The following is a 20,479-nucleotide window of genomic DNA, read 5'->3' as shown; positions in this document are numbered from 1 at the left end:
AATTCCTCCTCTTACATGCCTCCGCCTAAGAACTGTTGAAGTGAGGCGGCTTGCGAGTTCGCCTGGTTCATCGCCGTCTCCATCGCTGCGAAGCGACGGTAGTAGGCGTTTTCTTTATCGACTAATAAATCGTTTAAGCGCTGGATACGAGTATCTATTGCGTTCATTTCACGTCCCATTGAATACGTCGGGGCACCGGCACCATCAGCACCAGCAATCCGTGTGATGGATGACCGTGAGTTAGTCGCTGCATCACGAATTTGTGGAAGCAATCCACTTTCTGCATTTGTGAACAGTTGATACACCTGCTCTGGATCATTCTCGATAGCGGCTTTGAGTTTCTCTTCATTCAACTCGATTTTCCCGCCACTTGTGAAATCAGCACCGGTCGCAAGTCCGATTTGGAACAATTGTTGCATCGTATCATCATTCGTTGAAACCGATGTACTTGACCATTTGCTACGCATCGTATCCATCGCACTTCGAACAATCGTATCGCCACGAAGCATCCCGCTCATTGCTTTGTCTTCCCACTTCTTGATTTCGTCTTCAGAGAGTTCATCGCGCTGTGCCTGAGTGAGCGGAGTAAATGAACGGAAACGTTCTTCACGGACTTTTTTATTCATAAGATCAATTGTCTCATTATATTTGTCGACGAATCCTTTGATGTTGTCGAAAATCTTTTGGGTGTCGGTTGCGGCCAAGAGCGTAACTGGCGTCGGATTATCAGCAGCTTTAAACTCAGACTTAAGTGTGATTGTCATATTGTCGATTATCACCGTATTCGAACTTCGTGTTAGCTGAATCCCATTTACGTTGAAAACTGCATCTTCACCTTTAATGTCGCTTGCAACACTAGCGTTAAAAAACGTTGCTGCTGCACCAGTGAAAGCAATCGTCGATTCACTTCCAGTGTTTCGATGAGTTAGTGCCAACTCCCCAGAAGCTTCGTTGAAGAATGCGGAGAAATTTGTGTCTTTCGAACTCAATTGAGTGATAACATCACTAAACTTGGCATCTGCTCCAATCGTCAGCTCTGCTGGAGTACCGCCGTCCTTGTTAATATATTCGATTTTAAAACCGGATTCGTACTTTAATTCAGCCCCTTCAGCAATCTGTGAATTGAATGTCACTTTTCCTGTAGCTGAATCATAGGTATATTCTGTCGGCAACAATTCTACATTGTTAATAAACAGTTTACCGCCGTCATTCATCTTTGAATCTAAAGTAACTTCAGTTGGGGAACCCGTGAACGTTTGTATTTTTGTATTGATTTCTAAGTCCAAATCCTTAGCAGCAGTCTCTCGCGTTACCAAATTGTTATTCTTATCTCTCAATTGAACAATATGACTCGCAGAAGTTGCCAAATTCTCTACACTTCGAATCTCGAGCGCGGCATTCCCACTCGATGGTGAAGAAGTGACTTCTACACGAGACGTGTCAGATGACGATGCAGTTTTAGCCAGAAAGTTTCGACTAAACATGAGATCGACCGCACTGTTCCGCATTGTCATGAGTGAGCGATTGATTTCGCGGTAGGCGTCTCGCTTCCATTCAGTCGTTTGTTTCTTTTGTTCAAGCTTGTCGACCGGTACTCGTTCCACTTGCATCAATTGCTTTATGATTGTATCGGTATCAATTCCACTGGCGAGTCCGCCAAATCGGATGGGTGACGTCATGATTTACCTCCTTTATACACGTTCATCGAAGAGCTGATTAAATTCTATGAACGCCGCGAAGAAGTCGAGTGACTTCTTGCTTGGGATTTCGCGAATGACTTCGTTGTTCGTATCCACGATTTGAATATAGTAGTCGTTCAGTTTTTCATGTTTCATGAACTTCAAACCGGTACGTTGTTGCTCGAGTACCAGATTCGCCTTCTCGACGGCCGCCTCTAATTTTGTCACGTGTTGAGGCGTCGGGAGAATAACGATGCCTTCGTCAGCGAGGGCTTTTTGATTCGCTTCGACGAACACGTTTTTCGTTTGTTCATACGGCAAGACGGAAGAAGGTAGGTGAAGCCGGACTTCAGAAATGGTCGGGTTCATATGCGTCTACTCCTCTACTCATTGTTCTCATGGATTATATCGGTCGAAATCAGGTCAGTTTGTAGTGCTTTGGCGAAATGATTGATGTTTCTTCACTTCTAAATAGTTGACCTAGGCTTATAAATCTTGAAATTGTTCCTGCAACTGTACTTTTTCTCGGCTTCACAAGTCGTTGCTTCAATCGCGATGGATCACATATTATCATCAAAATTCTTCTAGTTCGTCCAATCGCTTTTGTTCGGTGTAGACAGCTTTGAGCTCCTTTAACAAATCGTTGACCGTTCAAGCACCTTTTATCTTCCTATGTATCGACTTGTCAATCAAAAACTTGAGATGAGCTAACAAATTATTGAATCAGGTCATTAAGATAAATCGGGGATTACTTCTATAAGAAGATTACTATGTAAAGGAGAGAATTGAGATGGACTGGGAAGGATTATCCGACGAACAAGTAGCGATTCTAGTTGCTAGTATTTTGGGGGATGGAGAAATCACGAAGTGCTATCCGTATGATCGACGGGTGAACAACAGTTACCGGGAGCATTTCGGGATGGGACAGTTAAGTTACCGCCAATGGAAACAACAAAAGCTATCTAATTTATTGTACTTACGGGGAAACAACCTCGTGTCGCGCTCAATTCCTCTGATGACGAAACTCTTCCCACTTTTTTATCCGAACAACAAAAAACACGTTCCATTCAAGTTGCTTAAAGATATCCATCATCCTTCATTTCTGCTCACACTCTACTTAGACGATGGCTCCCTTCTCCTCAGTAAGCGTTTCAATCATGATAAGAAAGAAATTCAATTCACTCCTCATATCGCTTTCTACTTACAAGCATTTTCAAGACACCAGTTGGAACAGTTAGCCACCTGGATGAAAGCGCGCTACGACATTAACGTTCGAACATCAGGCACGCCGAGCGGCACCGGCTACTATTTGAAAACGACAAAAGTGACTGACACGTTCGACATTTTAAATTTATTCGAGCCTTACATTGCCGAACTACCTGACTTCATATATAAACTGTCATGGGGAACACGTCTACAGACCGAAGTAGAGACGTATAAACAAACACATCCGGACTACAAGATTCGCGTCTCCATCCCCGCTAGACCGTATAGTGACGAAGACATCGCTTTACTCATCAATTGGAAACAACAAGGAGTCACGGACAAAGAGATTGCCCGACGATTGAATCGAACATACTGGTCGGTCGTTTATAAATGGCAAGACGTGAAAAACCGTGAAGCATAAGCTCCACGGTTTTTAATATAACGTTTAGATAGTCAATTGCTATATTAACGGAGCAATTGAAGTACAGCTTGCGGCTGTTGATTTGCTTGCAGTTCACCATATTTTTCAATATAGACCAGACTATATCTTCACCCTTTTACAATTTTAATATAAAATAAAATGTTATTGTAAAATAGGGGCTGGGCACTTCCCTCACCGTTGTTGAGGTACGGATCTCATAACCATGGACCTGAAGTCGGTAGGTCGTTCATCCTAGTCGTTGAACCTTCATCACAGTTTCCTGACAGATGCTTGGCTGCTGATTGTCCAATCCCTTCCTTTTTTCATAACGCTCACGCTCACCGTTTCCAGTCACGTTGTCGTAAGGAGGGCTCTCAGGAGTCCCAGCAATTCACCCAGTGGTACTCTTATCCGTTACCAGATAAGACGCCCGTAAATCTTACCGAAGAAGTTGAAGAACCGCTTCTGGTTGAGATTTCGATTGAGCTAACATTGCTTGCGAAGCTTGGTTGAGGATGTTGTTTTTCGTAAAGTTCATCATTTCTTTCGCCATGTCAACGTCACGAACGCGTGATTCAGCCGCTGTTAGGTTTTCAGAAGATGTTTTAAGGTTGTTGATTGTGTGCTCGAGACGGTTTTGGTATGCACCTAATTTTGAACGTTCTTTCGAAACTTCAGTGATTGCGCTCTCGATATTTGTTACAGAAGCTTTAGCTGCATCGTGCGTAGAAACATCTACACGACCAGCAGTAGCAAGGTTTAAGACACCATCCGTTTTCATGTTACGAATGTTAAGGCTTAAGTTTTGATCTTCGTTAGCTCCGATTTGGAAAGTAACTGATCCAGGGTCAACTACAACGTTACCTACAGCATCATCAGCTGTGTAACCTGCATTTGTTTTAATCGAAATGCCGAATTCAGAGAAGTTCAACTCTTGAGCTCCGTCAGCATTGGCGATTGTTTGCGTTTTACCACCGAAAGTCATAGTTAACTCACCAGCAGCGGCAGTAATTGCGTAAGTACCTGCTGCCGCTCCATTAGTTGAAGCACTAGCTACACCTGTAACAGCAAGTACTGTAGTAGTAGCAGCATCTTGATCAACAGTTCCACCAAGACCGCCGTTTAATAATGTTTGTTTGTTAAATTCTGTTGTATTGCCGATGCGATCGATTTCACTCTTTAAAGCAGTGAGTTCTTCTTGGATAGCATCACGATCTTGAGCAACGTTAGTATCGTTGGCACCTTGAACTCCAAGTTCACGCATACGTTGAAGGATTGAGTGCGTCTCATTCAATGCACCTTCAGCTGTTTGAATCATAGAAATACCATCTTGTGAGTTACGTGTCGCTTGGTCTAAACCGCGAATTTGACCACGCATTTTTTCAGAGATTGCAAGACCAGCAGCATCGTCACCTGCACGGTTGATGCGAAGACCTGAAGACAATTTCTCCATCGCTTTACCAGTGTTCGAAGTGTTGAATGACATATTACGATGTGCGTTCATTGCGTTTAAGTTGTTATTGATAATCATTGTAATTTCCCTCCATAGGTTTGAGTTTTTTCCGCTCTTCCAAATCCATTTGTCCGAGCATACAAGGCTTAGGCCGGCCCCTCACCTTGTATTAGTTGGAACGTTTTATCGTTTCCATACTCTATATCGGAGTCATCGCGATTCTGTTTAGCATTTTCGGAAAAATAATTCAAATCGTGCATTTCTTTATAGATTGATAATTCGAAAGTCTGGCCGAGTGATTGCACTAATCCTCTACAATTCACTTTGGTAATGATTCCTGACGTATCAAATCAAAAGTGATATGACGACCTTAATTCCCACACACCTTATGGCTGATACATAAACAGATAACACCTATCTTTATATACTAAGAAACAGGCTCAACTTAATATTCCTTTCTTAAAATACACATTAAATGACACCATAAAAGTTCCAATTAACACACAAGCGTTTACCTATTTTATAAATTCTTCCTTTCAATCCATTCCCAATTTTCTCTATACTTGGTTCGAACATTCATTATTTATCGTTTTCAAATCAAGGAGGGAAACCATTGAACAAACGAAGTAAACGCTTGAGTACAGCCATCTTTTTATCCGGTGTGCTGTTTGCCACGATGTATACTCAAGACGTAAATGCCGCATCGAAAACAGCTACTGTCGATACATCTATCTTAAATGTTCGACAATCTTCCTCTACATCATCTCCAATCGTTGGAAAGTTGACAAAAGGAAACAAAGTCTCTGTCTTGAACGTCAAAGGGTCTTGGGCTGAGATTGACTATAAAGGGGCGAAACGCTACGTTTCTTCCGCCTATTTAAAAATGACAACAGCAACACCTGCACCGACAAGTAAGGTCAAGCAGACATATACTGTCACCGATAACTTGAATTTGCGTCAATCGGCCAGCCTGAAAGCGCGAGTCCTTGTCACCATCCCTAAGAATAAAGAGGTGCAATACCTTTCAAAAACAGGAACTTGGTATCGCGTAAAGTACGGATCAAAGACTGGGTATGTCGCAGCCAAATACGTCAAGGTACAAAACACAGTCGTCAAAAATGCTACCGCGGCTGCACCGAAGCCTACTACAGTCACAAAAAACAACGCTTCATCTAGCACGACGAAACAAGTGTATGCCACAACCGTGAATTTGAATTTACGTAGCACGGCCTCGACGAAAGGCAAAGTACTCGTTACGATTCCGAAAAACAAAGAAGTCCAATACATTGCGAAGTCTGGCAATTGGTTTAAGGTGAAATACGGCTCCAAAACCGGTTTTGTGTCTGCTAGCTATATTAAGGTAACCAATAAAAGCGTTAATCCTGTTACCGTAAAGCCTACTGCTCCAAAGCCAACACCGAAGCCACCCGCCTCAACGACAACAAAAACAAATGTATATAAGACCAAAGAAAATCTTAATTTACGTAGTTCGGCATCACTTTCGGGTAAAGTGCTCGTCACTATCCCAAAAAACAAAGAGGTCCAATACATCTCGAAATCCGGGAATTGGTATCGCGTAAAATATGGATCAAAGACAGGTTATGTGTCTGCTAGTTATGTTGCGGTAACTACCAAAACGGTTAGCCCTGTAGCACCAAAACCAACCCCTAAACCGCCTGCATCCACACCCGTTAAAAAAGTTACGTATAAAACAAAAGAAAACCTTAACTTACGAAGTGCGGCCTCTTGGTCCGGTAAAATTCTGCTCACGATTCCGAAAAATAAAGAAGTGACCTATGTATCGAAATCTGGTAGTTGGTATCGTGTAACTTACAACGGAAAAACCGGTTATGTTGCGAGTAGCTATTTGACAGAAGTCAAGCCAACCTCTTCAAAACCCGTAGCTCCGACTGCTAAAAAATACTATTATACAACCGCTAATCTGAATTTGCGCGATAAAAATTCATTGAGCGGGAAAGTAATGACTACTATCTTAACCGACAAACAGGTCGAGTTTGTATCTGCTCATGGTGATTGGTATAAGGTTAAATATGATGGGAAAGTCGGTTACGTCTCTAAAAAATATTTAACTGAGAAATCACCCGCGTCGACAAGTAAACCGGTTGAAACAGAAGAGGACTATTCAATTGAATACGAGGCTATCGTCACAGCAATGCCGAGTTTAAAGGTTCGTAGTACTCCACAAGTCACAGCTTCAAACGAAATCGGCACTGTATTGTTCAACCAAATTATCGGAGTCATCGAACATGTAAATGACTCGTGGGTTAAGATCGAATTTGAACTTGGTGATAAATTGATTCCTGCTTATGTCAGTAGCGCTTACATCAAACCATATACGGGCCCGACTGTTCCAGAGACAATCCCAGGCACGAAAAACGTCGTTTTAAACTATAGCGATTATGAATTGAAATTAACTGATATGGTTCAAATTCAAAAGAATGTTAATGCACAGACAGATAAATACCGTGGATCTGCTGCTTATGTATCTAAAGAGTTCATCCAATTGATTGAAGGCACTCAAAGCGGAAGAGTTTCGGCGAGCACTTTGAACGTACGTGCCGATGCCACAACAAATTCCCACATCTATGGAGTTTTGAACAGTAACAGTGTGGTCTCGATTCTTGGAGAAAAAGACAACTTCTATATCATCTCTTATAAGCGGAAAGCAGGAGAATCTGAACGAGTCTTCGATAACGCATGGCGGTTAGCGATGGAGTCTGATATTTTAAATCAAGTTGATCCTCGTCTCGTTAAATTCGAGGCTGCGCTTGATTCACCTCGCGAGTCATTCCAGTATTTAGATTTGTCTAAATCATCCAGTGTCTCTGCAACCATTTTGAATAAAGCACTACAAGGTAAAGGTATCTTATCTGGTCAAGCACAGGCTTTCATCGACGCTGGTAAGGCATTTAATATTAACGAAATTTATTTAATGTCACACGCTTTCCTTGAAACAGGAAACGGGACATCCACTCTTGCTTCTGGTGTTTGGGTAGATACGAATGGGAACTTGAGTACTTCTACGAGCACTCGTCACAAACTCGTCTATAACATGTACGGAATCGGTGCGACCGATGCCAATCCGACAGCTGGTGGTGCCAAGCACGCATTTGATAATGGCTGGTTTACTCCCGCAGCTTCTATTTATGGCGGTGGAGAATGGATCAGTAAACGATACGTGAACAATACGCGACAACAGAATACACTTTACAAAATGCGCTTTAACCCAGCAAAACCTGGTACGTATCAATACGCTACCGATATCGAGTGGGCCTATAAGCAAACCTTTAAAATTCATGAGATTTATAAACAGCTTGAAGAATATACAGTTGAGTTTGATATTCCACGCTTTATTTATTAAAACAACTTGAACGTTTAAAGAAGGAGAGTTTATCAGCTCCTTCTTTTTTGATACCCATGATAAGACAAACAAAAACAGAGGATTGTTATCGCCCGGTCGGGTAACAGTCCTCTGTTTTTACCATTCTCATAATTCATTTTACGAATAATTGATTTAAATAGGCTATTACTAAATCAATTATTTGATACTTTGACCATTTCCGTCTCATTCTGCAAACTCTCCGCGACCCGGACGAGCTCCGTCATCGCGCCATTCACTTCACCGAGACTCGCCGCCTGTTGGCTTGCCGCTGACGTGACTTCCGTCGCGTAGCGTGACGCCTCTTCGACCATACCGACGATCCCAGCCGAGTTCGTGACGACCGAGTCGATCTGGCCACGCGACTCATCTATGAGCGCATCGACCGAATGGACGTGGCTGTACACTTCGTTCGCCGAGTTGTGGATTGATGCGAACGCACCACCCGCCTTCTCAACGAGACCTACGCCCGTCTCCACTTCCGCTTTCACGTTCGCCATCGATGACGACGTGTCACCGACGAGACGTTTCACGTCGACAATCAAATCCGTGATCTCTTGCGTCGAGTTCGCCGTCTGTTCGGCGAGCTTCTTGACTTCGGCCGCGACGACCGCGAAGCCGCGTCCGTGTTCACCGGCCCGAGCCGCTTCAATCGATGCGTTCAAGGCAAGTAAGTTCGTCTGCGCCGAGATGTCGCTGATAACGTCCGTAATGCGTGAGATCTCGCCCGTCATCTCTGTCAACTTGCTGTTGAGCGTCGACGACTGCTCGACTTTTCCAGCAATCGCATGCATCGCATCGACCGACGACGAGGCAAGGCCTTTGCCACTCTCCGCTTCTTGTTGCATCTCACTCGCTGATTCGAGCGCCGAGCCCATCTCTTGACGGATGTTCTCCATCGTCCGAGCGACAGCACCGAGCAAGTCCATAGAGCTATACGTCGCGCTGACGTTGTCCTCGAGCATCTTGTTCAAGGCGTCCATCGCTTGACGGATGTTGTCGCCGGCGATATTGCCTTCTTGGACCGCTGCCGCAATCTCTTGCGCCGAACCGGTGAGCTGGTCCGCTGTGTAGCGCATGTTCGTCCCTTGTTCACGAAGGTGTCCGACCATGTTGTCCATCGAGAGGAGCAGACGGCCCATCTCTGAACGGTCTGTCGTCGTCTCGTCCGCGAACACGACCGTCAAGTCGCCGTTGCCGACTTCGACCGCCTTGTCCGACGCCAATTCGATTGCCTTGAGCGGGCGACGGGCGATCAAGTAGATGACGGCACCGCCGATTCCTGAAATGAGCAAGGCCACGGCCGTCCCGACGAGCATGACCTGCCCTTTCTCCATCTCAAGCTCGGTGAGCAGCAAAAGCGTGATCCAGCCGACCGCTCCGCCCGTGATAAAGGATGTGACCAAAATCCAAGCGAGCAGTTGGGTCGTAAAGTTTTTGAATAGCTTCACTATGAGTTCCTCCTCTTATGTCTTCATCACCTTTTATATCGTCCTAACCCCAGCTTTTGTATAGCGTTTTCAGTTGAAGTTTTGGTCAATGAAAAAACGCCCTCGTCACCGAGAGCGTCTTCATTAAAAACGGTCATCTTCTTTTGTCATGTGCACCTGTTCGCGCGGGGTCATGAGTGCGTCGATTGCGAGTGCGATCGCAGCCGCCCAGTGTAGCATCATGCCGAGGAACGGGATGAACCCGAGCACCGATGCCGTAATCCCGACGAGTGCCCCGACCGAAATTCGTTTCAGCCGCGACAGCGACACGACGAGCAAGACGATATGGAACACGAGCATGAACCCGAGCGGTGTGTAGCCCATGCTGATGATGAACAGCCCACCGAGTGCCGGTATACCGAGGAACGCCTCAAAGGCGGCCCCGAGCCATTTCAAATTCCGAACCATTTATCTCACCTCACAGTTCTAATAAATAGAACTCATAGCCGCCGTTTTCCGCAAATCCGGCCCGCTTGTAAATCTCGAGCGCGGCCTTGTTCTCCGTCTCGACGTCGAGCTCAAGCTTCGTCCGGCCCATGCGGAACAGCTGCTGGACCATCTGCTTCAACATCTTCGTGCCGTAGCCCTTGCCTTGCTCGTCCGCCTTGACGCCGAACGCATGGATGCTGCCGGCATCTTCGCCCGAAAGGAGGGCACGAATGACCCCCACCGGACGACCATCGACCTCACCGATATAGGTCACGCGGTCCGGCGTGTCAATCTGTTGATAGATGTTCTCCGTCACGTCGAGCGGGTCGCCGAACGCCTCACTGAGCGTCTCGATGATAAGCGGACGGTCGGCGTCCGTCGCCTCGCGGAGCGATACTTCGTTCGGCTTCAAGAACAGCTCGGCTTTTTTGAGCACCAAGTTGTATTCTGAGAATTGGTACGCCGCGCCGAGATGGTCGATGACCGCCTTGCCGTCCTTCGACTTGCGGTCGATGACGAACGTGAACGCCTCACAGCCGTTCTGTTTCGCGTCTTGCTTTGCCGCCTCCAAAAGCGCCGTGAAGACGCCTTGTTTGCGATAGTCCGGATGAACGAGCGCGTTCACTTCATACTCGTTCGGGAGATACGGGAAGAGCACCATATAGCCGACGAGCGTTTCGTCATCATAGACGGCGTAGTCGTTCTGACCGACCGCCACGTGCCCGAGTTTCACGTCAATCTTGTCATATGCGTTGACCGCTGCCTCGAGCGCGCCAACCTGTTCTGCTTGTCTCACTTCTTCTACTGTCCAATTCATGAAATCACCTCACGTCATATTGTAGCATAATCGAAAAAGCCCGCCGTAGTGAACTGCTCCCCGTCAAGTAGACAGTGTAAATAATGAAAACCAACCTAGGCGGCTTGAGACCTGTATTCGACAGGACTCAGGCCGTTTAGTCGTTTCTGGAAACGGTCGTGGTTGTAGAACGCTATGTAGTTCTCGATTGCCTTCGTCAGTTCGCTATAGGCCTGGAACTCACGCAAATAGTACATCTCCACTTTCAGGGTGCCCCAGAAACTCTCGATTGGGGCGTTGTCGATACAGCGTCCCACGCGGGACATGCTGTGGGTCAGTCCCGCGTCCTCTACCATGCGTTTGAACCCTCTCGAGGTGTATTGGAACCCTCGGTCGCTATGGATCATCAGACTCGCTCCTGTACGTAGACGCGCGATGGCTGGCATCATCGTTTTAAAGACGAGCCCGTTGTTGTTGGACTTCCCGACACGATAGGCGACGATTGAGCCGTCGTACAGGTCGATAATCGCGCTAAGGTACGCCTTCTTTCCGGCACCGTATTTGAACTCGGTGACGTCGGTGCACCATTTCTCGTCCGGCCGGGCCGCGCTGAACTCTCGGTTCATCAAGTTCTCGGCCACATGCTGTGGCGTTGACTTCTTATGTTTCCTCCGCTTCCGGCGGATGATCGATTGAATCCCATGGCTATGCATCAAACGATAGATTCGCTTTTCATTGAACGGGGACAAGCTTTGTTGCCGGCGTAACCGATTGATGGTCATCGTGATCCGACGGTACCCGTATGTCCCGTTCGCCTGATCATAGAGTAGACGGATGTCCTCCAGGAGCTTCTCGTTCTCTTCTTGACGCACCGATATGGTGCGATTCAACCATTTGTAATAGGCCGCCCGTGAGATGCCGGCGACCCGGCAGAGGAGCACAATCGAGAGGGCTTCCTCTTCGTTCAATTCTTTGATGGCGATATATCTTTGCTGTAGCCGTACCTGGCTGATCACGACCTCCTCTCGATCTCCTCTAACTTTTTTAGGAACAGGTTGTCCGCACGAAGAAGTTCGTTCTCAAGCTCCATTTGCTGGATACGACGTTTCAGCTTCTCTTCTTCACTTAGTTCATCCTCTGGCTTCGTACGCCCACGGCGGTCTAGGAGCGCTTCGGCCCCGGTCGTGTCATACTTCTTGACCCAGCCATAGACCTGGGCATAGGATACCTGATATTGTTCCGCGGTCTGCTGGTAGTTGCGACCATTCTCCAAACAGTATTTCACGATCTCAAAGCGCTCTTCAAATGTAGTTTTTCTTCCTTTTGTCATAGCTAGACCCATCCCTTTTCTCGAATCTGTTAACTCGCTATGACTAGTATACTTCCTAATCCATCTGTGAAGAACAGACCAGTGACTGATTTGATGTTTGGAGAGTGTCTCTAGTTTAGTGAGACCACCGAGATAGTCACGGACCGCCGCAATCTTCTGTTCCTTGGTGTAGGGCTTCCATGTCCTCGATTGCTTCAACGCGTCAATACCGCCGGTATCGAATTTTACTTTCCATAACTGAAGGGTGTCCATAGAGACGTCATGTGCCTCCCTGATTTCCTTCCAGGTATATGTGCCTTGATTCATCATGCGCAGCGCGCTCAGTTTTTGTTCGATCGTATGTCGACTTCTCGTCATAAAAAAACACTCCCCAATCAGATAAACAGATTTGTTATTTCATCTGTCTACTTATTGGGGAGCATATCATAGCGGGCAGGCTCATAACGTACGGAACTCGAGCTCTGGGAGCGTCTCAAGCAGCTCCGCGATCTCATCCGTGTGCGCCTCGGCACCCGGGACGGCCTCGGTCGGTTCGACCCAGAAGAACGTCTTGTCGCTCGCACCGAGGTAGTTGCCGTAGCCGACTTCCTGGGCGAACGCCGCTTCCGATAGTTCACGGTCAATCAAGTCCAAATGGAACAACAACTGGTCGTCACCGTCCTCGACGTTATAGTAGAGGTCGAACGTGCCGTAGCTGTTCTGATCGCCGACATCGACGACGTCCTGCGCCTTCTCGATATAGACGTCCCCACGCTCAATCGCCTCGACGATTTTCGACGGGAGAATGATCTCATAACCGAGCTCACGGTCACGGATCGTCTGCGTCGTATCGTCAGTCCGTCCCCGGGACGAGACGACACCGACCGTTGCGACGAGGGCACCCGTCACGCCAAGCGCGACCGCCCATTTCATTGTTTTATTCATCTGAACCACTCCTTCTGTGAAGTCTGTCATGACCTGATTATCTCATATCTCATCGAGCGTACACTAAATATTCTGAAAAAATGTTTTAGGATGCGTTGACGCACGTCCGTCAATCCCATACGATGAAGATATCGTATTATAGAAAAGAGGAACTGATATGTCAAACGAACAACAATTGTCACGCGCACAGCTCGACGCGCTCTTAAAAAACGTCTTCGCCCTTCAAATCCCGGTCATCGAGAAGTTCATGACCGACCTGTTCAAAAAGTACGTCTCGACAGCGTCCACGTTCAAGCAGGACATGGACACGATGAAAGCGACGGAATGGCATAAGCAGTTCTTCGGTCAGAAAGTGATGCCGCACTTGTTCATCGAGAATCTCGGCTTCGGCGCGTCGTTCCGTCATCAGGAGCAAGACAAAGTCGTCAAAATTCCGGACAATATGACGGTCGTGAAACCGGACTCGGACGACCAGATTGAAGAGATTCTCCAAAACCTCGACAAGACGATGGCGTCGATGGACAACATCAAAAACAAAGGACTCGTCAAAAAGTTCTATAAAGAGACGCTCGAACTCATCTGCCAGCTCGGTAGCCGGACTGGGATGATGGACGAGTTTTATGAGCAAGTCAAAGGCAGCTTGACGAAAGCATGACCTTTCATCCACGTCCACGGACGTGGATTTTTTTAATGACCGTCCCGCGGCTCGAACACCGCCAAGCGCTCGATATTGGCCAGAATCGGCCGTGCCTTCCCAATCAACGTCTGTGTCGTCTCAAGCGACAGCGATTGTTGATGCGCCTCCATACTTTCCCACACCTCATAGACGACGATCGACTCGTCGTCGAGCGACGCCGCGACTTGATACACGCAACACGTCGCCTCTCGTTCCATCGCCTCGGCCGCCTCGAGCAAGATGGCGAGAAGCATCTCGTGCTCGCCCGGAACGGCCGTCAATTTGCCGAACAATCCATACGGTTTCATCTTCATCCCTCCTTGTCGTATCGATTCGCCGCCGGCACCGTCTTCTCCTTTACACGAAACTGGCTACGGCTGTGCAAGACGACCCCAATCATGACGAGCGAGATGCCGACGAGCGACAGCCCGGACGGCAGATGTGCCCCGAGGAAAAACAATTCGCCGATAAGCGCGAACAACACCTCGAGCGCCTGGGTCGCCTCGACCGTCGCCAGTCTCCCCATATCGTGTTTGACGAGGTCGGTCGCCTTGAAGAAGAGTACCGTCGCGACGACGCCCGACAAGAGTGCGACGAGGAGCGTCTGCGTCAGTTGCGAACCCGTGGGCGCACCGGTCGTCAACCCGTAACCGAACAAGAGGAGCCAGACCGGGAGCGAACCGATACACATACCGAGGATGCGCTCGAACACGTCGAGGTCGGTGTGGGCCATCATCTTCCGGTTACCGAGCGGATAGGCGAACGCAGCAATCAGTACCGGAAGCACACCCACCGCCAAGAAACGTGGCTCGAAGTCGGCGAGGAACTCGACTTGCATCAAGACGACGCCGAACAGGATAAGCCCCGAGAAGCGGAGCGCCGTCCACGGAATCCGTTCCCGCGTCCCGTCACCACGACGGAAGAGGGGCGACAACAGCGCCCCGGCGATAATCGTCACTTGCCACGTGCCGGCGATGAGCCAAGGCGGGGCGACCTCGGCGGCGAGACAGATCGGGACGTAAAACAGACCGAAGCCGACCGTCCCCCAGACGAGCCACGGCCACGGCTCGTCGACGATGGCGTGGCGCACCCGGGTCATGCCACCCCGGACGGCCACGACGACCATGAGCAGCGGGATCATGAACAGGAAGCGGAGCGAGGCGCTATACGCCCAACTGCCTCCGCCGACCTGCATCGATTCATTCAAGACGAACGTGCTCGCGAAAAACAAGGCGGCGAGTACACCTAATAACAGCGGACGCATACGGTCTCTCCTTTCTGAATCCCCACTTGTTCCCTATCCGTCCCGCATTTCCCTGCTTCTACAAAAAAAATCAAGCAGCCGCGGCTGCTCGATGTGAATCAATGGATATCGCGTTTTCGGAAATTCCCGCCTTTGACCTCGGACACCTCGTACACGACGACGAACGCCTCTGGGTCGACCTGGTTGATGATTTCTTTCATCTTCCGCTCCTCGAGCCGGTTGATGACGCACGTGATCTCGTAATAGCACTCTTTCGAGTAGGCACCTTGAATCTGGTTGAGCGTCGCGCTCCGACCGAGCCGGTCGCGAATCGTCTCGACCATGACCTCAGGCGCGCCCGTGATGATCTTGAACGTCTTCGCACCGCTCAGTCCCTCCTCAACGATATGAATCACTTTCGAGGCGATGAAGTAGGCGATGGCCGACAGCACCGCTCCTTGCAGGCCGAACACCGTCGAGACGACGATGAAGACGAACACGTTCAAGAACAGAATCAAGTCGCTCGTCCCGAACGGCAACTTCCGTGATAACAGGACGGCCAGCATGTCGATGCCGTCGAGGGCGCCTCCGTTCCGGAGCGATAGCCCCATCCCGAGTCCGAGAATGATTCCGCCGACGACCGTGACGAGCAGCGTGTCCCCATCGATAATCGTCGGGACGCGGTGCATGATGAGCGTCCCGATTGAGAGCGAGGCGATGCCCGTGACCGATAGGATGGCGAAGCTCTTCCCGATCTGCTTATAGCCGAGATAGACGAACGGGATGTTCAGAATTCCGAGGAACACCCCGAGCGGCACGCCCGTCAGTTGGGAGACGACGATGCTGATGCCGGTGATGCCGCCGTCCGACACGCTATTCGGGATCAACACCGACTCGAGGCCGTACGCCGCGATCATCCCGCCGATGATATTCATAATGATTTGAAAGCCCATCAGCCAGGCTCGATTGTCACGTTTCATGAATCATGTCCTCCTTTATAAATCAACTTTCCTAGTCTAGCATAAAATAATAGTAAAATAGCATATACGATATCGACAAAAACTTGTGTCAGATTGTCTGCCGCTTCTGCTTCATCTCGTGTGAGGTTTGCTATACTAAAAAGAAAAAGGGAGTGACCCCCGATGCAGCGTCCACCGATGCCTTCCCCGACTCCGGAGGAAATGCTCCGCTTGAAACGTGTCCATAACCCGATCAAACCGACCGAGCTTCTCGCCAAGGGGCTGCTCCTGTTGCTCGGCGCCTTCATCTTCGCGGTCGGGCTCGAGGCATTCCTCGTCCCGAACCAAATCATCGACGGCGGCATCGTCGGCGTCTCGATCATCACGTCGTATTTGACCGACACGAAGCTCGCCATCTGGCTCGTCTTGTTCAACATCCCGTTCATCTTCTTCGGCTATCGCCAAATCGGGAAGACGTTCGCCGTCGTCACGTTGTTGGCGATCACGCTCATGTCCGGCTTCACGATCTTGCTCCATTCGGTCGAGCCGTTCACTGACGATTTGCTGTTGTCGACCGTGTTCGGCGGCTTCTTGCTCGGCGCCGGGGTCGGGCTCGTCATCCGGGCCGGTGGGTCGCTCGACGGGACCGAGATTTTGGCCGTATCGTTCACGGACCGGTTGCCGTTCTCCGTCGGTGAGATCGTCATGTTCTTCAACATCTTCATCCTCGGAATGGCCGGGTTCGTCTTCAGCTGGGACCGGGCCATGTACTCGCTCCTCACGTATTTCATCGCCTTCAAGACGATCGATATCGTGCTCGAAGGAATCGATCAGTCGAAGGCCGCGTGGATCATCACCACCTCACCCGATGACGTCGGTCAAGCCATCATGGACCGACTCGGCCGGGGTGTGACGTATTTGCACGGGGAAGGCGCCTACACGGGCGACGGCAAGAAGGTCGTCTTCACCGTCATCAGCCGACTTGAAGAGACGAAACTGAAAGACATCCTCGACGACTATGACGAGAAGGCGTTCCTCGCCATCGGCAATATCCATGACGTCCGGGGCGGCCAGTTCAAAAAGAAAAATATCCACTAAAAAAATCGGCCCCGCGGGACCGATTTTTTATTTATCCAATTTTCGCTTGATCGCGCCCGTTCATCTTTGCCTGATAGAGCGCGGCGTCGGCACGTTCGAATACGACCGTGCCGGGCTCCGCTCCTGCAAGCGTGGCTCCGATCGACACCGTCATCGGGATTGTTGTCCCTTCGAACGAGAATGGTGTATCCCGGACGACAGTGACGATGTCGTCGGCAATCGACCTCACGTCTCCGACGTCCTCGAGTACCATCAAGAACTCTTCCCCGCCGTAGCGCCCGACGAAGCCGTCCGGCGGACAGTTCGCCTGTAACGTTTGACCGATGTGGTGAAGCGCTGCGTCACCGGCTCGATGACCATATGTATCGTTCAACTGCTTGAACCGGTCGACATCGATGACGAACAGCGCCCAAGGGAGACCCGACATCTCGACCTCGTTCAAACGTTCGAGCATCATATAGCGGTTCGGGAGACCCGTCAGCTCGTCAATCGTCGCCCGCTGCGCGTGCAGCCGGAACATGCGCAGGTGCGTCTCAATCTGTTTCGCGACCCAGTAACACATCCAGCCACCGAGGAACGTCATGACGAAATACGGCAAGAACACGGTCGTGAACGCCTGAATCGGGACGTTGCTAGCAATTCGAAACAAGACGAGCACGGCCCCGAACACGAGATAGGCCGAATACAAGTGACCGCGTCGCATCACCAGTCGATTTAACACGAGCGACAACACGAAGAACAAGCCGAGCGTGCCGAACGAGCGGATGAATTGGTCGGTCATGCCGTCGAGACCGAAGCGACTGAGAAGAGTCAACCCCATCGTGACGGCGACTCCGACCGGTCCGGCATAGGCGCCTGAGAGCGCGAGCGGGATAATCCGGAGGTCGACTCTTGCCTCTCCGACTTGAAACGAGTTGACCGTCAACAGTACGGCCGCGAGCCCCATGGCGAGACCAAACCAGATGCGGACCGCATAAGGAGAACCTGCCTGAATCGGCAACAGCTGGCGCATGAGATACAGGGCCAGTGATAAAACGAGATAGATGATACTGACATTGATGAAAAAGATGTTGATGACTTGACCCAAGCCTTGTCCTCTCCCGCCATTTCTTTCCTCCTATCCTATCGTACAAAAGTGACGCATGTCACCCTATCCAAATTTTAGGACAGCTAAAAAGCCGGAAGCTCACGCTTCCGACTTGTTTTGCATCATCTGTTTCATCAAGTTGGCGCTGTCGCGGGCCGATTCGTTCTCGGCCTGCATCTGGACGTACACCTCATGACGATGGATGTCGATATGGCGCGGGGCGTCGATGCCGAGCTTGACCTGGTCGCCTTCGATGGCGAGCACGGTGAGCGTCACATCGTCCCCGATATGGATGGCCTCGCCTTGTTTTCGTTTCAATACGAGCATCAGCGCACCTCTTCTTTCTGACCGCCGAGCGGGAACCGGGCCGGGTAGACGTCATCCAAGATGACTTGCTTCCCGCGGCGCTCTTTCGTCTCGATGACGATTGGGGCCTTCAAGTTGAGCGTCGAGGCGTCGAACGGTTCGCGGAGCGTCACGATGGCATACACCGAGACGTGTTCCGCCTCATCGATGCCAAGTTGCTCTTTCGCGCCGTCGGTCAATTCGAACGCATAGTCCGGCTTGTGCCAGAACGGGTTCGTCACGACGAAGGCGCAGGCCGGGTCCTCGAGCGACTGGAGCGACCAAAACGGGAGCTCGTCGCCGTACGGGATGAGGGTGAACGTCTTCGAGTCCGGGAATCCGGGAATCTCGCTGACGAACGAGATCGTCTCTTCTTCATTTACTTCGATTTTGCCAAAATAGTCTGTCTCAATGAACATGGGTTGTCCTCACTTTCAACGCGTCTCATCATACATGCCACCGACCGGCCACATCTCGAGCGACGCCTGCTGACGGAGCGAGATGTCCGTCGTCCATGGCGTGAACGAGATGTCGGCTGGGGTGAGTGATACATCAATCTGTGCCGGCGTCAGGTTCCACTCGATTTTGACATCCGCCGGCGTATACGTCAACTTCACGCGGTCGAGCGATTTCGGCATGAAGTCCATGTCGACGACCGGGTACGGGGCGCTCGTCTTCTCAGCGGCCATCGCGGCGATCGGGTTGCCGTTCTCGATGCGCATGAGCCGGTCCCCGTCCCGGGCCGTAGTCGAGATCGCTTCCCGGGCCGCCTGCTCCCCGAGCTGACCGAAATGGCGCCCGAGCTCGAGCGCCGCCTTCAAGTTGCTTTCACTGCGCGCGACCGACGAGTCGACCTCGAGCGTACCACTTGTCGTCTGTTGGGTCATCTCGACCTTGCCTTGCGTCATCGACACATCGGCCCGGCCTTGCCTCATCTCGAGGTGGGGCCGGTTCGACGTGATTTGAATCGCGGCCTGCGTCTGCCGCATCTCAAGCCGGGCGATGTTCATCGTTTACCGGAGGAAGTCGAGGAGCGTCGGTTGAATGATTCGGGCGCCGGCCGATAGCGCGGCCCGGTGCACCGTCTCGTGAGACTTGAGCTCCATGATGACTTTTTCGATGTCGATGTCTTCGTTATCGGACATGATCGTCTTGGCGATGATCTCATGTTCTTGCAGGCGGTTGTCGACGAGTTCCAACCGGTTGGCGCGCGCCCCGAGCTCGGCCCGTTCCGTGATCAAGTTTTGGGCGATCACGTCGAGGTCGGCGAGCTCGTTCGAAAGAACCTCACCGGTCGTGTTCGGGTCGGCCAGTTTCGAGACGAGGTCGTGGAGTCCGGCGAACACGTCGCTGCCGAACACCGTCTCCGGCTGCATGTTCACTTGGACGGTGATGCCTTTCGACACTTCAAAGGCGACTTTCCCGCTCGCTGCCGGCGCCCCGTCCGGATAGATGCTGTTGACGTCCCCGTTCGGGTCGGCAAGGAACGCCTTCAAGGCGTCCATGTCGACGAGTGGTTGGTCCGTCTTCGTGCCGTTGTAAATATATTTCTCGCCCGACTTCGCGTTCGCGAGTGAGCCGATATGTTCGATCAACTGATTGACCTCACTTTGGATAATTTGACGTTGCGACGACTCGTACGTGTCGTTCGCCGCCTGCGTCGTCAGTTCGCGAATCCGTTTGACGGCTTCCGTCACTTCGTTCAACGTCGAGTCGGTCAAGTCCATCCAGCTCGTCGCTTCGCTGACGTTGCGGCGGAACTGGTCGACCTCGCGCACCTCGGTCCGGTAGCGCATGCCTTGCATGGCGACGACCGGGTCTTCCGAAGCCCGTTGAATCCGTTTCCCGCTGATGAGCTGTTCTTGCACTTGGGCGAGCTTGTTATAGCTGCTCGATAAGTGTTTCAAGTTCGTCTGTGTGAGCATCGTCTGTGTGACTCGCAT

At 50.4% G+C, this 20,479-nt stretch carries 20 protein-coding genes; 4 read left to right on the top strand and 16 right to left on the bottom strand.

Annotated features, from left to right (window positions below; translation table 11 throughout):
* Positions 1-11: 11 nt before the first annotated feature.
* Together fliD and FED52_RS04020 are read right to left on the bottom strand one after the other, a co-directional pair.
* The gene (fliD, locus tag FED52_RS04025; protein ID WP_034778591.1) at positions 12-1,679 is read right to left on the bottom strand and encodes a flagellar filament capping protein FliD; all 1,668 of its coding nucleotides are present in this window, start codon (positions 1,677-1,679) and stop codon (positions 12-14) included.
* Positions 1,680-1,691: 12 nt separating this feature from the next.
* The gene (locus tag FED52_RS04020; protein WP_034778593.1) at positions 1,692-2,048 is read right to left on the bottom strand and encodes a flagellar protein FlaG; all 357 of its coding nucleotides are present in this window, start codon (positions 2,046-2,048) and stop codon (positions 1,692-1,694) included.
* Between the two features lie 421 nt (positions 2,049-2,469).
* Between FED52_RS04020 and FED52_RS04015 the strand changes: the two genes are divergently transcribed.
* On the top strand, positions 2,470-3,306 hold the full coding sequence (locus FED52_RS04015) for an endonuclease (protein WP_138859052.1): 837 nt from the start codon (positions 2,470-2,472) through the stop codon (positions 3,304-3,306).
* A gap of 439 nt (positions 3,307-3,745) precedes the next feature.
* On the opposite strand, the gene FED52_RS04010 is transcribed toward FED52_RS04015, so the two are convergent.
* On the bottom strand, positions 3,746-4,837 hold the full coding sequence (locus tag FED52_RS04010) for a flagellin N-terminal helical domain-containing protein (protein ID WP_034778596.1): 1,092 nt from the start codon (positions 4,835-4,837) through the stop codon (positions 3,746-3,748).
* 535 nt (positions 4,838-5,372) lie between these two features.
* Here FED52_RS04010 and FED52_RS04005 point away from each other — a divergent pair.
* Entirely contained in the window at positions 5,373-8,141 is a 2,769-nt protein-coding gene (locus tag FED52_RS04005; RefSeq protein WP_138859051.1) for an SH3 domain-containing protein, read from the top strand.
* A gap of 173 nt (positions 8,142-8,314) precedes the next feature.
* Here FED52_RS04005 and FED52_RS04000 read toward each other — a convergent pair whose 3' ends face one another.
* From FED52_RS04000 to FED52_RS03980, 5 genes are all read right to left on the bottom strand, one after another.
* Positions 8,315-9,610: a methyl-accepting chemotaxis protein gene (locus FED52_RS04000; RefSeq protein ID WP_138859050.1), complete on the bottom strand. Its 1,296-nt coding sequence runs from the start codon at positions 9,608-9,610 to the stop codon at positions 8,315-8,317.
* Between the two features lie 123 nt (positions 9,611-9,733).
* Positions 9,734-10,057: a hypothetical protein gene (locus FED52_RS03995; protein ID WP_138859049.1), complete on the bottom strand. Its 324-nt coding sequence runs from the start codon at positions 10,055-10,057 to the stop codon at positions 9,734-9,736.
* Between the two features lie 10 nt (positions 10,058-10,067).
* Positions 10,068-10,895, bottom strand: a complete 828-nt coding sequence (locus FED52_RS03990; protein WP_138859048.1) for a GNAT family N-acetyltransferase — start codon at positions 10,893-10,895, stop codon at positions 10,068-10,070.
* A gap of 95 nt (positions 10,896-10,990) precedes the next feature.
* A protein-coding gene (locus FED52_RS03985) for an IS3 family transposase (protein ID WP_138858676.1) occupies positions 10,991-12,561 on the bottom strand; the annotation gives its coding sequence in 2 pieces (ribosomal slippage) (positions 10,991-11,922 and positions 11,922-12,561; 1,572 coding nt in all).
* 81 nt (positions 12,562-12,642) lie between these two features.
* Entirely contained in the window at positions 12,643-13,128 is a 486-nt protein-coding gene (locus tag FED52_RS03980; RefSeq protein WP_138859047.1) for a hypothetical protein, read from the bottom strand.
* Positions 13,129-13,285: 157 nt separating this feature from the next.
* Between FED52_RS03980 and FED52_RS03975 the strand changes: the two genes are divergently transcribed.
* Entirely contained in the window at positions 13,286-13,783 is a 498-nt protein-coding gene (locus tag FED52_RS03975) for a hypothetical protein (RefSeq protein ID WP_138859046.1), read from the top strand.
* A gap of 32 nt (positions 13,784-13,815) precedes the next feature.
* Here the strand turns inward: FED52_RS03975 and FED52_RS03970 are convergent, their stop codons facing one another.
* From FED52_RS03970 to FED52_RS03960, 3 genes are all read right to left on the bottom strand, one after another.
* Positions 13,816-14,112 carry a putative quinol monooxygenase gene (locus FED52_RS03970; protein WP_138859045.1) on the bottom strand — a complete coding sequence of 99 codons (297 nt, stop codon included), beginning with the start codon at positions 14,110-14,112 and terminating at the stop codon, positions 13,816-13,818.
* Positions 14,113-14,114: 2 nt separating this feature from the next.
* Complete coding sequence (locus tag FED52_RS03965; RefSeq protein ID WP_138859044.1) at positions 14,115-15,068, bottom strand: DMT family transporter; 954 nt, start codon at positions 15,066-15,068, stop codon at positions 14,115-14,117.
* Between the two features lie 98 nt (positions 15,069-15,166).
* Positions 15,167-16,027, bottom strand: coding sequence for a YitT family protein (locus FED52_RS03960; protein ID WP_138859043.1), 861 nt, complete (start codon positions 16,025-16,027; stop codon positions 15,167-15,169).
* A gap of 162 nt (positions 16,028-16,189) precedes the next feature.
* On the opposite strand from FED52_RS03960, the gene FED52_RS03955 reads away from it, so the two are divergent.
* Entirely contained in the window at positions 16,190-17,104 is a 915-nt protein-coding gene (locus FED52_RS03955) for a YitT family protein (RefSeq protein ID WP_138859042.1), read from the top strand.
* Positions 17,105-17,135: 31 nt separating this feature from the next.
* Here the strand turns inward: FED52_RS03955 and FED52_RS03950 are convergent, their stop codons facing one another.
* The 5 genes from FED52_RS03950 to flgL form a co-directional block, all read right to left on the bottom strand.
* On the bottom strand, positions 17,136-18,191 hold the full coding sequence (locus FED52_RS03950; protein WP_240731304.1) for a GGDEF domain-containing protein: 1,056 nt from the start codon (positions 18,189-18,191) through the stop codon (positions 17,136-17,138).
* Between the two features lie 99 nt (positions 18,192-18,290).
* Positions 18,291-18,518 carry a carbon storage regulator CsrA gene (csrA, locus tag FED52_RS03945; protein ID WP_021066562.1) on the bottom strand — a complete coding sequence of 76 codons (228 nt, stop codon included), beginning with the start codon at positions 18,516-18,518 and terminating at the stop codon, positions 18,291-18,293.
* On the bottom strand, positions 18,518-18,955 hold the full coding sequence (gene fliW, locus FED52_RS03940; RefSeq protein ID WP_138859041.1) for a flagellar assembly protein FliW: 438 nt from the start codon (positions 18,953-18,955) through the stop codon (positions 18,518-18,520). Before fliW ends, csrA begins: the two co-directional genes overlap by 1 nt.
* Positions 18,956-18,970: 15 nt before the next feature.
* On the bottom strand, positions 18,971-19,546 hold the full coding sequence (locus tag FED52_RS03935) for a DUF6470 family protein (protein ID WP_138859040.1): 576 nt from the start codon (positions 19,544-19,546) through the stop codon (positions 18,971-18,973).
* Positions 19,547-19,549: 3 nt separating this feature from the next.
* Positions 19,550-20,479, bottom strand: a complete 930-nt coding sequence (gene flgL / locus FED52_RS03930) for a flagellar hook-associated protein FlgL (protein WP_138859039.1) — start codon at positions 20,477-20,479, stop codon at positions 19,550-19,552.

Origin of the sequence: Exiguobacterium mexicanum (assembly GCF_005960665.1) — a bacterium.
Classification (GTDB): domain Bacteria; phylum Bacillota; class Bacilli; order Exiguobacteriales; family Exiguobacteriaceae; genus Exiguobacterium; species Exiguobacterium mexicanum_A.
The sequence above is the reverse complement of the archived record's forward strand: the minus strand, read 5'-3'. Positions and strand labels throughout refer to the sequence as shown.

What these genes read in the sequence shown, in the direction of transcription:
- FED52_RS03980 (WP_138859047.1), bottom strand. Translation starts at nt 13,128, where the DNA reads ATGAATAAAACAATGAAATGGGCGGTCGCGCTTGGCGTGACGGGTGCC.
- FED52_RS03975 (WP_138859046.1), top strand. Translation starts at nt 13,286, where the DNA reads ATGTCAAACGAACAACAATTGTCACGCGCACAGCTCGACGCGCTCTTA.
- FED52_RS03965 (WP_138859044.1), bottom strand. Translation starts at nt 15,068, where the DNA reads ATGCGTCCGCTGTTATTAGGTGTACTCGCCGCCTTGTTTTTCGCGAGC.
- FED52_RS03995 (WP_138859049.1), bottom strand. Translation starts at nt 10,057, where the DNA reads ATGGTTCGGAATTTGAAATGGCTCGGGGCCGCCTTTGAGGCGTTCCTC.
- fliW (WP_138859041.1), bottom strand. Translation starts at nt 18,955, where the DNA reads ATGTTCATTGAGACAGACTATTTTGGCAAAATCGAAGTAAATGAAGAA.
- flgL (WP_138859039.1), bottom strand. Translation starts at nt 20,479, where the DNA reads ATGCGAGTCACACAGACGATGCTCACACAGACGAACTTGAAACACTTA.
- FED52_RS04015 (WP_138859052.1), top strand. Translation starts at nt 2,470, where the DNA reads ATGGACTGGGAAGGATTATCCGACGAACAAGTAGCGATTCTAGTTGCT.
- FED52_RS04010 (WP_034778596.1), bottom strand. Translation starts at nt 4,837, where the DNA reads ATGATTATCAATAACAACTTAAACGCAATGAACGCACATCGTAATATG.
- FED52_RS03960 (WP_138859043.1), bottom strand. Translation starts at nt 16,027, where the DNA reads ATGAAACGTGACAATCGAGCCTGGCTGATGGGCTTTCAAATCATTATG.
- fliD (WP_034778591.1), bottom strand. Translation starts at nt 1,679, where the DNA reads ATGACGTCACCCATCCGATTTGGCGGACTCGCCAGTGGAATTGATACC.
- FED52_RS03935 (WP_138859040.1), bottom strand. Translation starts at nt 19,546, where the DNA reads ATGAACATCGCCCGGCTTGAGATGCGGCAGACGCAGGCCGCGATTCAA.
- FED52_RS03955 (WP_138859042.1), top strand. Translation starts at nt 16,190, where the DNA reads ATGCAGCGTCCACCGATGCCTTCCCCGACTCCGGAGGAAATGCTCCGC.
- FED52_RS03970 (WP_138859045.1), bottom strand. Translation starts at nt 14,112, where the DNA reads ATGAAACCGTATGGATTGTTCGGCAAATTGACGGCCGTTCCGGGCGAG.
- csrA (WP_021066562.1), bottom strand. Translation starts at nt 18,518, where the DNA reads ATGCTCGTATTGAAACGAAAACAAGGCGAGGCCATCCATATCGGGGAC.
- FED52_RS03990 (WP_138859048.1), bottom strand. Translation starts at nt 10,895, where the DNA reads ATGAATTGGACAGTAGAAGAAGTGAGACAAGCAGAACAGGTTGGCGCG.
- FED52_RS04020 (WP_034778593.1), bottom strand. Translation starts at nt 2,048, where the DNA reads ATGAACCCGACCATTTCTGAAGTCCGGCTTCACCTACCTTCTTCCGTC.